Genomic DNA, 15,197 nt, shown 5'->3' on the forward strand with positions numbered 1-15,197 from the left:
CCTTGAGCTTCCTTCCGATTCCACGTCACCGTGGACACCGTTGCTTTTGGCTATGTGCTTACCGCTACTAGGTCGCACTCAGGACTTTCACCCGTTAGAGTTCGCCCATGCCGGGCGAACAAAAAAAGATAGCCCAAAATTGGGCTATCTTTTCCTGTTAATTCTATTAAGCTAGTTTATTACGAAGTACCATTTGAAGGATACCACCGTGACGATAGTAATCCACTTCTACTTCACTTTCAAAGCGAGCAACTACTTCAAATTCTGTCACTTTACCATCTTCATCAGTAGCTTTTACAGGTACAATATCACGTGGTTTAACAGATTCATCCACTTGTACTTCAAACGTTTCTTTGCCAGTTAAACCTAACGAATCTGCACTATCTCCATCTTTAAATTGAAGTGGAAGTACACCCATCATTACTAGGTTAGAACGGTGAATACGTTCAAAGCTTTGTGCAATAACTGTTTTAATACCTAATAAGTTAGTACCTTTTGCAGCCCAGTCACGAGAACTCCCCATTCCATAATCGTTACCAGCAAGAACAACAAGCCCTGTACCTTCTTGTTGATATTTCATTGCTGCATCATAGATTGGCATTACATCACCTGTTGGCCAGTAAGTAGTGTAACCACCTTCTGTACCAGGTGCTAATTGGTTTTTAATACGGATATTGGCAAATGTTCCACGCATCATTATTTCATGGTTACCACGACGAGAACCATAAGAGTTAAAGTTACGTGGTGATACATCTTTAGATTGCAGATATTTACCTGCTGGCATATCTTTAGCAATCGCACCTGCTGGTGAAATGTGGTCAGTTGTTACTGAATCACCGAATTTACCAATTGCACGCATTCCGGATAGTGGTTCTACTTTACCTGGTTCTTTTGCTAATCCTTCGAAGAAAGGAGGATTTTGAATGTAAGTAGAATCATCATTCCAAGAATATAATGGTTCATCAGTAGTTTCGATCGCATTCCATTTTTCATTTGATTTAAATACATTCGCATACTCTTTACGGAAGATTTCTGGAGTAACAACTTTTGCTACCTCATCGCGAACTTCTTCCGCAGTTGGCCAAATATCATTAAAGAAGACATCATTACCGTCTTTATCTTGACCGATCGGATCGTTTTGAAGGTCTACATCAACTGATCCAGCTAGTGCATATGCAACTACTAATGGTGGTGAAGCTAAATAGTTTGCTTTCACTAGTGGGTGTATACGACCTTCAAAGTTACGGTTACCTGATAACACAGAAGAAACAGTTAAATCGTTGTCCGCAATTGCTTTTTCGATCTCTTCGCGTAGTGGACCAGAGTTACCGATACAAGTTGTACAACCATAACCTACTAGGTTAAATCCTAGTTGATCTAGGTAATGCATTAAACCAGAATCTTCTAAGTATCCTGTAACAACTTTAGAACCTGGTGCTAGTGATGTCTTCACATATGAAGGTACTTCTAATCCTTTTTCAACTGCTTTTTTCGCAAGTAAACCTGCACCAAGCATTACATAAGGGTTTGAAGTATTGGTACAAGATGTGATCGCCGCAATCGCAACCGCACCTGTTTTCATAACTGATTGACGTCCGTTTGGATGCTTGATTTCTACTTCTTTATCAAATTCAGAAGCATCTAAACCAAAGCCTTGGTTTCCAGCAGGAGCTGTAATTGCTTCATTAAATGATTTTTTCATTTCAGATAAAGGTATTAAATCCTGTGGACGCTTAGGACCAGATAGGTTTGGTTCTAGTTCAGAAAGGTTAATTTCGACTAGATCAGTAAAGTCAGCATCTGGTTGATCAGGTGAATACCATAGGCTATTTTCTTTGCAATATTTTTCTACTAATGCAATTTGTTCTTCACTACGTCCTGTTAAACGAAGATAGTTTAATGCCTCCTCATCTACAGGGAAGAAACCACAAGTTGCACCGTATTCTGGTGCCATGTTTGAAATAGTTGCACGATCTGCTAGTGGCATATCTTGTAGACCAGGTCCAAAGAATTCCACAAACTTACCAACAACTTTTCTCTCACGTAACACTTGTGTTACTTTCAATGCTAAGTCAGTAGCAGTTGTTCCATTTGGGAAGCTACCAGTAAATTTAACACCGATTACTTCAGGCGCTGGGAAATATGAAGGTTGTCCAAGCATACCAGCTTCTGCTTCGATACCACCAACACCCCAACCTAATACACCTAAACCATTAATCATGGTTGTATGTGAGTCAGTCCCTACTAATGTATCAGGGAAAGCATCAATTTCTCCATTATCATTTTCTATACCGTGTACTACATTTGCAATATACTCCAGGTTTACCTGGTGAACGATACCAGTTGCTGGTGGAACGGCACGATAGTTATCAAAAGCTTTTTGTGCCCAATTTAAAAATTCATAACGCTCTGCATTACGTTCAAATTCTAATTCCATGTTTGCTTGCAATGCATTCTTTGTACCATATTCATCTACTTGTACAGAGTGGTCAATTACGAGATCAACCGGTACTTCCGGATTAATCTTATCAGGTGAACCACCCATATCTACCATTGCTTTTCGTAAAGAAGCAAGGTCAACTACTGCCGGAACACCGGTAAAGTCTTGTAAAATAACACGAGAAGGTTTGAATGGCACATCCTCGCCTTTCTCTTTTCCCCAGTTTGCTAGACTCTTAACATGTTCGTCTTTAATAACATGTCCATCGTGTTGACGGATTAGCGATTCAAGTAACACACGAATCGAAAAAGGTAAACGATTGATATTACCAATTCCGGCTTCTTCCAACGCTTTTAACTGGTAATAGTTATACTTTTTACCGTTCAGATCAAATTGTTTTTTTGCTTGAAATGGATTCTGATTAGTCATTTCGCCCAGTTACCCCCTTAAAAAATGTTAGACCGAATTCTGATCTCTCATATCTCTAAATACTATGTAACATAGTACGCACCATACTATTTTAAATGAAATCGGTTTATAAGTAAAATGATTCACAGCAAAAATTCGATTAAATCTATAAATATATAAGTTCAATTCCAATAATTATCGTCAATTTCCGTGTGAAGGAAGAAAAATACTAAAAGTACTTCCTTGACCATTCTCTGATTCAATCTCTAACCTACCACTATGGTTATCAATAATCTGGTTTGATATCATTAATCCTAATCCAGTTCCATTCTTTTTTGTTGTAAAAAAAGGTTCTTTCAGTTTATGAATGAGGTGCTTAGGGATACCTGGTCCTTGGTCTTTTATTGCAACCATACACTCATTTTCTTTATTTTTTACTAAAACATGAATCATGCCACCATCTGTCATTTCCTCGATTGCATTTTTTATTAAATTGATAAAAACTTGCTTGATTTGGGAACGATCACAGTACACCATACAGTCCTCATCATCTGCCTCTAATACTAAATCAATATCAAATAAATTAGCTTGCGTCTTAAGTAGTGTCAGTACATCATGTAACATTTTATTTATATTCTCATCATTTTTATCGTCTGTCATCGGCTTAGAAATAAACAACAACTCAGATGTTATGGTGTTTATTTTATCGATTTCATCCATCATGATTTTATAATATTCAGCTTTACTACTTATACCGCCTTGCAATAGTTGAACGAAACCTTTTAACGAAGTAAGAGGATTTCTAATTTCATGTGCAATACCCGCAGCTAATTGGCCTGCTATCGACATTTTTTCAGATCGTATTAACATTTCTTCTGCTTGCTTTTTATCAGAAATGTCTCTTGAAAGTGACAATATCTTTTTTTCCCCGTTCCAATTAATTACTTGCAGAACTGTTTCAAAAACTATAAATCTGCCAATTTGATTACGAATATGTATGTAAAATTTCTGCTCTTCCGAACTGTTTGGATCAAAATATTTTCTGACATACTTCTGATCATCACGCATGATATATCGAAACACTGATTTTCCTGTTAATTGAGCTTTGCTAAAGCCTAATACTCTTCTTACAGATTCCGATATATATTCAATCTTTCCAGAAAAATTATTAATACCAATAAGGTCAAACCCATAGGATTCCACTTTATTCAGGATGTCTTTAGGTAAATCCGAAAGCATGATATTTTTTTCTACTTCGTCATTTACGCTCGTATTATCTGGCTGATCGACATAATTAAGCAAGGCCTTACCCCCTAACTTTTTTTCATCAAAATTATTTTGTTAAAAAGTCTAATCATGCTATAATATCAACGATCTAGTAAATTATATGAGAAATATAAATATTCATGACTAAATTTACGATTCATAGTTATATTACTATATTTTGCATAAAAATAAAACGATAATAAATAAGAATGGCGGGTGTTACCCTTATGTCCTTTAACTTTATGATATTCATCGTAGCATGGACTTTTATTTTATTAGGTCTACTTGGGATCGGTGGATATTTCATGTTTCGTAAATTTTTGAAAAGTTTGCCAAAAGATGATGGAAAATCTGATTTGGATTGGGAAAAACATTATATAGAACAATCAAAACACCTATGGAAAAGTGATGAAAAAGCCTTTCTTGAAGAATTAGTATCACCAGTCCCAGAATTATTTCGGGATGTCGCCAGACAGAAGATTGCTGGAAAAATAGGTCAATTAGCTCTTGAGAAGCATGAAAAAGCAATTACACAAGAAACATTAATTCAAGGCTATATTATGGCAACACCTAAACGAGATCATAAATTTTTGCGAAAAAAACTAAAAGAAAAATCCATCGATATGAATCAATATGAACATTTCTTTCAATACTCACCTGAAGATTACAACAATAAAAAATACGCAGCAAGAACACGCCGAAATTTACGTTAAACGTGTCTTGCTGCGTTTTTTTAGCATGGTGAAAAATAGCCCGTAACCCCCACTCTAAATTCCTGAAAAACTGTCAGTAGAGGTATCGACGTTAGAATCATGTGGTATACAGAAACGATCACTTTTGGAAGTCTTACTTTATCGGTCACTGGAAATAGTTAAAACAATTGTCATTGTTACACCAATAACCGTTAAATAAACACCTAAATCAAATAATAGTGCCGTTGCCAGCTCCACCTCTCCAAAGACAGGAATGTGAAAATAATCAAATGTTTGGCTAAGGAAGGGCTGACCAAACAGGAAGGAGCCAACACTAGTAGCAATAGCAATAATCAAGCCAAGCGCGATCAGAGTACGATAATTAAATGGCAATACTTTATTAACAGCTTTCTCACCATAAGCCATATACATCAGAACAATTGCTGCCGCCGTCATTAAACCCCCTATGAAACCTCCGCCCGGTTCATTGTGCCCTGCAAAAAATAAATTTACTGCAAACCCAAATAAAATAAAAGCGATTAAAACTGTCATCGTTTTTAAAATTAAGTCATTAGTTCTTACCATAGCTTTCCCCTCCGAATATAGTTAGTATATCTCTATCTGTTTGTTAAAATCCTTGAAAGTTAAAAAATCCTGATAGAAATGATGTGAGCTTTGTCATTAAATCGAAAAATAAGAAGAACCCCATAAAAATCATCACGTATCCACCGATTTTCACTAACTTTTGTGAGTTTCTCTTGATCCATTTCATTTTACCAATAGAAAAGGCAAGAATAAAGAAAGGTATGGCGAAACCTAATGAATAAGAAGTCATTAATATAATTCCCAGTTCAGTGTTTGTTGCAGCAAGAGAAATGACAGCCATAAGAATGGGACCTGTACACGGTGTCCATCCTAGTGAAAATGCCATACCAATAATAAGTGATCCAATGAAACCCGCAGGCCTATTTTTAAAGTGTACTTTTTTCTCTTTCATTAAGAAATTAAAATTTAAGGCACCTACTATTATAAGTCCGAAAAAGATAATTAGGATCGCACCTATCTGTCTAATTAAATCGTCCCATCTCGTTAAAAATTCACCAATAAAACTCGTGGTGAAACCGAGAATAATAAATATACTAGAGAACCCTAACAGAAAAAATATTGTATGTAGAATACTTTTATAGTTAACCATTGCTTTTTCTTCTTTGATATCATTCACACTCATACCAGTGATGTATGAAAGGAATGCAGGGTACAGTGGTAAGACACACGGGGAGATAAATGATAAAAAACCTGCACCAAATGCGATAAAAATATTTACTTCATTCAACTTTGTCACTCCAGACTCCACGATATTTATAGATATACACTTCTATAAATATGATAAAACCCTTGCTGTTTGATAGCAAGGATTCTAATTCGACAATTATGTTACAATGCGTTTTTATTTGTTATCCATTTGATTGTTCATGGAGCGCATCATTTGTTTGATTTTCTTTTGTGATGGCTTCTGCCCCATTTGCATCATTAATGTTCTTAGCATTTGTTCATTAATTGGTGGGTTTTTCTTTAAATAGTTCATCATATATTTTCTCGCGATAAAAAAGCCTAGGGCAACCCCGGCTAAAAGAGCAACCACGATAAATATAATCCAAAGAATAGTGCTCATTCGATCGTTCCTCCTTAAACTTGTCTCTTATACAGTATAGTAAAAGTTATTTAATAATACAAGCACTTGTATATTAACTTATGTACGATAAAAAATGGGACGAGGAACCTGCCCTCTGTCCCATTTTAATGTATTAGAATAATTCGTTTACGTGTTTTACGACATTTTCTACAGTGAATCCGTATTCTTCAATAATCTTGTTTCCATTTGCGGATGCACCGAATTTGTCGATTGCAATAATTTTACCTTCAAGACCGACATAACGATCCCAACCTAATGAAGAAGCCATTTCAATCGCAACACGTTTTGTTACAGCACTTGGTAATACAGATTCTTTGTATGCTGCGTCTTGTTTTTCGAAACGATCCCATGATGGAATACTTACAACACTTACGTCTTTACCTTCTTCTTTTAATGCTTTTTGTGCTTTTACTGCAAGCTGCACTTCAGAACCAGTTGCAACAAGAATAGCATCTGGAGTTTCTTTAGCAGCAGGACTTACTACATAACCACCTTTTTTCACACCTTCATATGCTTTTTCAGCAGTTCCTTCTAAAGTAGGAAGTCCTTGACGAGTAAGCACTAATGCTGTTGGCTGTGAAGTAGATTCAATCGCTAAACGCCAAGCAGCTTGTACTTCATTACCGTCAGCTGGACGAATAACTGAAAGATTTGGCATTGCTCTAAACGCTGCTAATTGTTCTACTGGTTCATGTGTTGGGCCATCTTCACCTACAGCTATCGAATCATGTGTTAACACATAAGTTACAGGCAGATTTTGAATAGCAGATAGACGAACTGCCGGACGTAAGTAGTCACTGAATACAAAGAATGTACCACCGAATACTTTTAGTCCACCGTGTAATGCCATACCATTTAACGCAGCTGCCATTGCAAATTCACGCACGCCAAACCAAATATTTCGTTGGTCAGGTGTAGCAGCTGAGAAATCACCAGTATCTTTTAAATTAGTTTTATTAGAGCCTGCTAAGTCTGCGCTACCACCGAATAATGATGGTACAGTTTTAGCAATTGCATTTAATACTTCACCAGATGTAGCACGTGTAGCAGCTTCATCTTTACCTGCTTCATATACTGGTAAATCTTGATCCCAGCCTTCAGGTAGTTTATTATTAATTGCATTGTCTAATTCCTGACCTAGTTCAGGGTATGCTTCCTTATAAGAATCGAATAATTCCTTCCACTCTTGTTCTACTGCTTTACCTTTTTCAACGATTTTTGTTTCAAAATCTTGATATACTTCATCAGGTACATGGAAATCCTCATGCTCCCACTTATAGAACTCTTTTGTTAATTTAACTTCGTCTTCTCCAAGTGGCGCACCATGAGAAGCAGATGAAGCAGATTTGTTAGGTGAACCGTAACCAATTACAGTTTTTACTTCAATTAGAGTTGGTTGGTCTGTATTCGCTTTAGCATCTGCAATAGCTTTTGAAATTGATTCTGTATCCGTACCATCTTCAACACGGATTACTTGCCATCCATACGCTTTGAAACGATCTTCTATATTCTCAGAGAATGACTTGTTTAAGTCACCATCTAATGAAATATCATTAGAGTCATATAAAGCAATTAGTTTACCTAATTTTAAGTGACCAGCTAGAGAGGCAGATTCATGTGAGATACCTTCCATTAGATCTCCATCACTAACAATTGCAAATGTATTGTGGTCTACTACATTATAATTATCTTTATTATATTTTGCAGCTAAGTGTTTTTCAGCCATTGCCATACCAACACTCATCGCAATACCTTGGCCTAATGGACCAGTAGTAGCTTCCACCCCATCAGTATGGTGTACTTCCGGGTGACCTGGAGTTTTTGAATCCCATTGACGGAATCCTTTTAAGTCGTCAATTGTTACATCATAACCTGACAAGTGTAGTAGGCTGTAAAGTAACATAGATCCATGACCTGCAGATAATACAAAACGGTCACGATTAAACCATTTAGAGCTTTTTGGGTTATGATTCATGTGTTCTGTCCAAAGAGTATATGCCATTGGAGCCGCACCCATTGGCAATCCTGGATGACCAGAATTAGCTTTTTCAATCGCGTCTATTGACAATGTTCTAATTGCATTAATAGACATTTGTTCAATTTGCTTTGCCATTGTTAAATTTGTCCCCTTTCAAATTTGCAAAATATGTACGCACATTTATAATCCTATAACGAAATCACTTTAAAGACAAGTATATCAAGTCAAAAAGCGAGTAATTTCTTTAGAAATATCAGTTTTTGATATATTTTTTCAGATTTTGAAGAAAAAGTAGAAATCACTACTTTTTCTTCTCTTTTAAATGTTTTACTTTTTCCGGAGTGACATCATTCCCGTTAGGATCAACGACTGTCATCCCTTTCATATGATTTTTAAATGATTTTCTAACGTTTTTTAGATAGGCCTCACGCAAAGATTGTTGTTCTTGCTTTTCTTCATTCGTTAACCCTTCTTTTTTTGCTTTATTTGCTAGCTCATTAATACGAGCAATTTTTTCCTTTGATAACATAGAGATTTGACACCTCTTTTCTAATAACTGTTCATTTATCATAATTCTACAATGCAAAAAAGAGTATACACGAATAGTATACTCTATCTTCATTCTAATCTTGATTTTGTAAGTTTTCAAGTGATTGGTATTCTTGATACCGACGATGGACAGTTGCTTTAGATACGTCATAACCCATTCCTCTTAAAACGGATGCAATCTCTTTAAAAGTTAAGTTATTCTCTTTTAACCTGATTACTTCTTCTATCGGAAATTCTTTTCGTTCTCTACCTTTAGCAAGATGCTGATTTGAAAGGTTTTCAGCTGGATTGAAACCGTTGCTTACCGCCTTTTTCATTCCTCTTTTAATTTTAGCGTTATGTAATTTCCGTTGGTATTCTTCTACTATCGAGACAATTTGTAACACCATTGAATCGCCTTCTGATAGTTGTAATTCACCATTATGTGACAGCGTATATATGTTAACACGTAATCGATTCAATTGATGAAGTAATGCGATTTTCGTATTTCCTCTTCCAAGTCTTGTTTCATCTTGAACCAATAGTGTGTCTGCATTACCATTATGAAATTCCTCTAACATTTCAAAAATACCTTCTCGTTCAATTTCATACCCGCTTTGTTTTTCGGCTATTATTTTGATGATTTCAAAATTATATTTATTTGCAAACAATTGCAATTCTTCTTGCTGCCTTTTAATAGATGTTTCTTGTACTTCCTTATCTGTACTAACTCGACAATAAATGATCACTTTCTTCATAGATTTACTCCTTTATTCTATATGCTAGTTACGGCTGAAATATAAAAAAAGACAAGAGCTAGTATAAATGCAATTAAATAAAAGATGTCAACTTTAGATATATTTTTTAACATAAAAAATCCCTCCACAGAACTTTTGTTCGTATCTTTATTATACACGAACAGGTGTTCATGTCAATAGTTTTCTCGAACGAATGTTTGTAAAAATTACTTTGCTGTGCTATACTTTGATTAATAAATAATACGTGTAAGGAGATTTAAATATGACAAATCTATCAAAACGACAAGAGGAGATATTAGCATATATTAAAGAGCAAGTAGAGCTAAAAGGATATCCACCATCTGTTCGTGAGATTGGGGAAGCTGTTGGTTTAGCATCAAGTTCAACTGTACATGGTCATTTAGCGCGATTGGAGAAGAAAGGCTATATTAGACGCGATCCAACCAAGCCAAGAGCCATAGAGATACTTCCACAAGATGGAGAACTGGAAATTCCAAAAACGGAAGCTACATTTGCGCCAGTTATCGGGAAAGTAACAGCTGGTCTTCCTATCACCGCAGTTGAGAACATTGAAGAATATATACCGATTCCCCATAACGATATGCATGTAGCTGAACAGTTATTTGTACTTATCATTGAAGGAGACAGTATGATCGAAGCAGGGATATTAGATGGAGACAAAGTAATCGTCAAACAACAAAACACAGCAGAAAACGGTGATATTGTAGTTGCAATGACAGAAGACAGTGAAGCTACCGTGAAACGTTTCTTTAAAGAGAAGGATCATATACGCCTCCAGCCTGAAAATGCAACCATGGATCCGCTAATCTATAATAATGTTAGTATTCTAGGAAAAGTTGTTGGATTATATCGAAACATTTAAATAAGTTCTGGTTATATTTAAAAGTGCGTTCTTTAGCTAAGACGTACTTTTTTTGTTAACAATATTACTTTATATTATTTACCATAATATTATTATGTATGGAGTTTATTTCAAAAAAATAGGCTGTTGAAAATTTACTTTCTCAACAGCCTGAGCACCTACTTATTCGGTAGGTATTTTTAATTTGCTTATTAATTCTTTGTAATTTTCATTAAATGGGGTTTCTGGTTTTTCATTAAGTAAGTACAATTGTAATTCCGATAATATTACTTGCACTTCCATTTCTTTATTGTTTAATTCTCTTTTGTTGAATGTATCTAAGGATGTAAATTCTCTTATTTCTTCCATTATTTCAATTCCGTTTTCTTTATCATAAACATAATGACATCAGATTTATAAATGGTATTAATTTCATCTACCGTTTCAATTGCTTTATCTGCGAAATCTTCGTTCACTTCACCTTCTGAATACTCTTCGGGGGGTTAACTGTTCTGATCTTTGACGTCTACAGATGTTTTTAATTAATATCGATCTTGTGTGCTCTTTCCTGTGTCTTATAAAACTATTACTTTCGACACAAACTGTAAAAATCCTTCCAATAAATACAATTTGCATAAACTTAATAATTGGGCGCATGATGGGAACTAACGTTCTTGTTGATAGGGTGAAATTAATGAGGAATATTACTGATGAAGAATTTAAAATAGCATGCCGTTATTTATTTTTATCGATGGCTATTGAAGTTATCCAGAAAGATCAAACTACATTACGTAACAATAATATATTTAAAATCAGCGAACCTTATATTGCCTTCCTGGAACCCGTTATAAGAAAAGCTGTTGAGGAAATACGAGAATTAAAACAGCTGACGCATGTGAATAATTTAAAGGTACTGCAAACCGATAGATCAGAACAATTCACGGAATATACTTTCTATGCTAAACGCAAAGAGAAAAAACGAAATCATTTTAATGCAGCTATAAGGAAGAAAGTTTTGGTGATTATTGAAGAGTAGTTTGAATCTGTTGAGATAAAAGTGGGCAGCTAAGGCTGTCTTTTTTATTGCATAAATCTAATAATAGATCGTATATTTAGGAAAAATAAACTAATAATAAGTTCGAACATTATTCTAAAAAGGAGGCGATACAGATGAATACCTTACAACGTATTGCTTTAGCATTAGTAATTATTGGTGGTATAAACTGGGGCTTAATTGGATTATTTCAATTTGATTTAGTTGCATCTATATTCGGAGGACAAGATGCTGCACTTTCCAGATTAATCTATACATTAGTAGGAATCGGCGCTTTATGTTGCTTGCCTTTATTGTTTGCTCCAGCAGATGAGGATGAAAAAGAAACTGCGAAAGGTAGAAACTTAACTTATTCTACTGAGTTTGCAGAGGAAAATGATCCGACTGAATTTAACAACGATAAAGAGAAATAATCAATTATTTTGCCATTTTGGTTATTCATAATATCACGCCATTTGTTAGGACCGGTTGTTCCACACCGGTCCATTTTTATTTTAAAGAAAACCCACCACTTATTATTAATAGGCGTTGGAGAATGTAGAGTTTGATATGGAATGCCTCCACTTTATATGTACAAATATTTATTAGAAGCACGGAGATAAATTTTAGTTATTTTACAAGAATTGTTTGATGATATAAAAGAGAAAGAAAAAATCTAGCCCTCGATATCTTATTTCAAACTTAATCCACAGGGATGGGATATTAATTTATGACTTAGGCTAGCTTCCACATGTAAGTAGTAAATGGTAAGGACTGAACACAATGAGAAGGGAATATATTTCCCTTCTTTGGAATTATAGCATAATCAAAATTAAAAATGAAACCCATCACTTATTAGTGATGGGTATGAGGGGGAATACAGCGTTAATGCTAGCATTCGGCACTGCTTTTTTAGTATAGAGAAATTTATAAAATTATGATGTTTTTACAGGAATTTCTGTTATTAACTTATAGGAAACAAGGCTTACATCTATACCAAAATCCAATCTATACATAAATTGTTATTGTTATGGAATTTTTCTAAATAGGAGTGTATGTAATGAGTAAAAAAAAGGATTGCGATAATGAAGTAGGCGCTGTAATCACTAATGAAAATGGATGTGTCTGCGATGTTGTCCGCGCGATTGCTGATGCACAAGATAACGTTGTAGACCAACTATGTGATGTAAGCTGTTTACGTTCTATTCAAGATTTAGTATCACCTGTAGGAGGTAACGGCTTAGATACAGTACCTTTTATTTTATATGATAAGAAAGGTAAACCGTTCAAAGGATTCGGGGCCGAAGTTGATGCTAATGGTGGGCCAGCTCGATTCGATTGTTTCAACAGTTTTATTTTCCGTGTAACTGAAGTGGATGATGACTGCTGTGCAGTATTAGAGCTATTAGTATTTGACAACGATGAGACAACTTGTGGCGATCCATGTGAGCAATTGGACAATGAGCAACTTAATGATTTAGAACGTACTGGTATCTGTATTACAGTAGACTTAAATTGCTTCTGTGCTATTACTTGCTTACCAGCTGTTTCTGTATTTTAATGTTTTTGGCTCCACTTGCAATAAAAACTAAGAATTTACAAGCACCGGTTTGCCACGCCGGTGCTTTTTGAAACTAGAAATAATTATTGCATTGACGACAAAGTTTCTTTTTATGCTTCTTCCCGCATTTATGATGGCAATGCTCTTTCTTCTTGTGACAACCACATGGATGCCTGTGTTTCTTTTTACAGGAAGACATAACATTCCCTCCCTTCATGTTTATTTTACGCAATGAAGAAAGGAGAAGATTGGACTAGTTTCATAGTCATCAATATCATTTTAAAACCTAAGCACAGGGCTTTTTTAGATGATCACATTAGAACGTACCTTCGTTTAATCTACGTTGTAACTCTTTTACTACCAAAGACGGACGACTTAATTTACTGTCAACAACAGTGTCAAAATAGTTCTGTAATGCACTGATCGTATTCGACCCGGCAATATAAAAAAGTAGAGTCGCATAAGTGACTGCACCATTAAGTCCAAGTATTTGATCTACCACGTTTGCCAAAATGATTACTACCAGGATAAGCAATTTGCGAGCATATGGGGCAGAGCGTGGGGCAACTAATAAAACGAACATTCCTCATGATGAACAAAAACCCCCGACACCAACAGTGTCAAGGGTTTCCAGTTATTAATAAGCTTGGATATATTGTTCTCTTTCCCAAGGGTGAACTTGTGTTCTAAACATATCCCACTCGATTTCTTTTGATTCGATGAAATGTTCGAATAAATGCTCACCAAGAGCTTCAACAATTGTTTCATCTTTTTTCAATTCATCTAATGCATCTGCTAATGTTGCAGGTAAATCTTTAACTCCATTAGCTTCGCGCTCTTCTTTGTCCATCACATAGATGTTGCGATCTACTGCTTTTGGAGCTTCTAATTTGTTTTCAATTCCGTCTAATCCAGAAGCTAACAGAACAGATAAAGCTAAGTATGGGTTAGCAGCTGGGTCTACACTACGTACCTCAACACGTGTACTTAGTCCGCGAGAAGCTGGTACACGAATCAAAGGACTACGGTTAGAACCAGACCATGCTACATAACAAGGTGCTTCATAACCAGGCACAAGACGCTTATAAGAGTTTACAGTTGGGTTTGTTACTGCTGTAAATGAAAGAGCGTGCTTAATAATACCTGCGATGAATTGGTATGCAGTCTCACTTAATTCAAGTGGTCCATTTTCATCTAAGAATGTATTGGTTTTCCCTTTAAATAATGACATATTACAGTGCATACCTGAACCATTAACACCAAATAATGGTTTTGGCATAAATGTAGCATGTAAACCATGCTTACGCGCAATAGTTTTAACAACTAGTTTAAATGTTTGAATATCATCTGCGTGCTTAACTGCATCAGAATATTTAAAATCAATTTCGTGTTGACCTGGCGCAACCTCATGGTGAGATGCTTCGATTTCAAACCCCATTTCTTCTAGCTCAAGTACGATATCTCGTCGGCAGTTTTCACCTAGATCAGTTGGGGCAAGGTCAAAATATCCCCCTTTATCATTTAATTCTAGAGATGGTTCACCTTTTTCATCAAGTTTGAATAAGAAGAATTCTGGTTCTGTACCAATATTAAAGGCAGTGAAGCCAAGATCTTCTGCTCTCTTAAGATTACGTTTTAAGTTATAACGTGGGCAACCTTCAAATGGAGTGCCATCTGTATTATATATGTCACAGATAAAACGCGCTACTTTCCCTTTTTCAGAAGTCCATGGGAATACAACAAAAGTATCTAAGTCTGGATAAAGCTTCATATCAGATTCTTCAATACGTACAAAACCTTCGATTGAGGAACCATCAAATACCATTTGGTTATCTAACGCTTTGTCTAATTGACCTAATGGAATCTCAACATTTTTGATTGTTCCAAGTAAATCTGTGAACTGCAAACGGATAAATTTTACATTTTCCTCTTTGATTCTTTGCTTGATCTCTTCTTTAGTTAATCCCATTGATTAAAC

Annotated in this window: 16 protein-coding genes; 5 read left to right on the plus strand and 11 right to left on the minus strand. The window is 35.5% G+C overall.

The features are described from left to right. Positions 1-166: 166 nt before the first annotated feature. Together acnA and ACTWP4_RS09990 are read right to left on the minus strand one after the other, a co-directional pair. Entirely contained in the window at positions 167-2,869 is a 2,703-nt protein-coding gene (gene acnA, locus ACTWP4_RS09985; protein WP_443128615.1) for an aconitate hydratase AcnA, read from the minus strand. Positions 2,870-3,049: 180 nt separating this feature from the next. After that, positions 3,050-4,150, minus strand: a complete 1,101-nt coding sequence (locus ACTWP4_RS09990; protein ID WP_443128616.1) for an ATP-binding protein — start codon at positions 4,148-4,150, stop codon at positions 3,050-3,052. 191 nt (positions 4,151-4,341) lie between these two features. Between ACTWP4_RS09990 and ACTWP4_RS09995 the strand changes: the two genes are divergently transcribed. Then, on the plus strand, positions 4,342-4,827 hold the full coding sequence (locus ACTWP4_RS09995; protein ID WP_443128617.1) for a DUF2621 family protein: 486 nt from the start codon (positions 4,342-4,344) through the stop codon (positions 4,825-4,827). A gap of 138 nt (positions 4,828-4,965) precedes the next feature. Here ACTWP4_RS09995 and ACTWP4_RS10000 read toward each other — a convergent pair whose 3' ends face one another. The 6 genes from ACTWP4_RS10000 to ACTWP4_RS10025 form a co-directional block, all read right to left on the minus strand. Beyond that, a complete protein-coding gene (locus ACTWP4_RS10000; RefSeq protein WP_443128618.1) occupies positions 4,966-5,391 on the minus strand; it encodes a Na(+)/H(+) antiporter subunit B in 426 nt (141 codons plus the stop codon). A gap of 43 nt (positions 5,392-5,434) precedes the next feature. Then, positions 5,435-6,139, minus strand: coding sequence for a cytochrome c biogenesis CcdA family protein (locus ACTWP4_RS10005; RefSeq protein ID WP_443128619.1), 705 nt, complete (start codon positions 6,137-6,139; stop codon positions 5,435-5,437). A 114-nt stretch (positions 6,140-6,253) separates the two neighbouring features. Then, positions 6,254-6,478: a YneF family protein gene (locus tag ACTWP4_RS10010; RefSeq protein WP_443128620.1), complete on the minus strand. Its 225-nt coding sequence runs from the start codon at positions 6,476-6,478 to the stop codon at positions 6,254-6,256. Between the two features lie 133 nt (positions 6,479-6,611). Further along, positions 6,612-8,612, minus strand: coding sequence for a transketolase (tkt, locus tag ACTWP4_RS10015; protein WP_443128621.1), 2,001 nt, complete (start codon positions 8,610-8,612; stop codon positions 6,612-6,614). A 166-nt stretch (positions 8,613-8,778) separates the two neighbouring features. After that, positions 8,779-9,006, minus strand: coding sequence for a DUF896 domain-containing protein (locus ACTWP4_RS10020; RefSeq protein ID WP_443128622.1), 228 nt, complete (start codon positions 9,004-9,006; stop codon positions 8,779-8,781). 94 nt (positions 9,007-9,100) lie between these two features. Beyond that, entirely contained in the window at positions 9,101-9,763 is a 663-nt protein-coding gene (locus ACTWP4_RS10025; protein WP_443128623.1) for a YneB family resolvase-like protein, read from the minus strand. Positions 9,764-10,025: 262 nt separating this feature from the next. Here ACTWP4_RS10025 and lexA point away from each other — a divergent pair, with 262 nt between their 5' ends. Further along, positions 10,026-10,646 carry a transcriptional repressor LexA gene (lexA, locus tag ACTWP4_RS10030; RefSeq protein ID WP_443128624.1) on the plus strand — a complete coding sequence of 207 codons (621 nt, stop codon included), beginning with the start codon at positions 10,026-10,028 and terminating at the stop codon, positions 10,644-10,646. Positions 10,647-10,808: 162 nt separating this feature from the next. On the opposite strand, the gene ACTWP4_RS10035 is transcribed toward lexA, so the two are convergent. After that, the gene (locus tag ACTWP4_RS10035) at positions 10,809-10,994 is read right to left on the minus strand and encodes a hypothetical protein (protein WP_443128625.1); all 186 of its coding nucleotides are present in this window, start codon (positions 10,992-10,994) and stop codon (positions 10,809-10,811) included. A gap of 325 nt (positions 10,995-11,319) precedes the next feature. On the opposite strand from ACTWP4_RS10035, the gene ACTWP4_RS10040 reads away from it, so the two are divergent. The 3 genes from ACTWP4_RS10040 (at position 11,320) to ACTWP4_RS10050 (ending at position 13,219) form a co-directional block, all read left to right on the plus strand. Continuing rightward, on the plus strand, positions 11,320-11,661 hold the full coding sequence (locus ACTWP4_RS10040) for a hypothetical protein (protein ID WP_443128626.1): 342 nt from the start codon (positions 11,320-11,322) through the stop codon (positions 11,659-11,661). Between the two features lie 134 nt (positions 11,662-11,795). Further along, positions 11,796-12,092, plus strand: coding sequence for a DUF378 domain-containing protein (locus ACTWP4_RS10045; RefSeq protein ID WP_443128627.1), 297 nt, complete (start codon positions 11,796-11,798; stop codon positions 12,090-12,092). A 626-nt stretch (positions 12,093-12,718) separates the two neighbouring features. After that, positions 12,719-13,219 carry a CotY/CotZ family spore coat protein gene (locus ACTWP4_RS10050; RefSeq protein WP_443128628.1) on the plus strand — a complete coding sequence of 167 codons (501 nt, stop codon included), beginning with the start codon at positions 12,719-12,721 and terminating at the stop codon, positions 13,217-13,219. A 316-nt stretch (positions 13,220-13,535) separates the two neighbouring features. Here the strand turns inward: ACTWP4_RS10050 and ACTWP4_RS10055 are convergent, their stop codons facing one another. Then, positions 13,536-13,802 carry a phage holin family protein gene (locus ACTWP4_RS10055; RefSeq protein ID WP_443128629.1) on the minus strand — a complete coding sequence of 89 codons (267 nt, stop codon included), beginning with the start codon at positions 13,800-13,802 and terminating at the stop codon, positions 13,536-13,538. A 54-nt stretch (positions 13,803-13,856) separates the two neighbouring features. Beyond that, entirely contained in the window at positions 13,857-15,188 is a 1,332-nt protein-coding gene (gene glnA, locus ACTWP4_RS10060; protein ID WP_443128630.1) for a type I glutamate--ammonia ligase, read from the minus strand. Between the last annotated feature and the right edge of the window lie 9 nt (positions 15,189-15,197).

The sequence above is a fragment of the Gracilibacillus sp. D59 genome (genome assembly GCF_052246695.1).
Classification (GTDB): Bacteria; Bacillota; Bacilli; order Bacillales; family Amphibacillaceae; genus Gracilibacillus.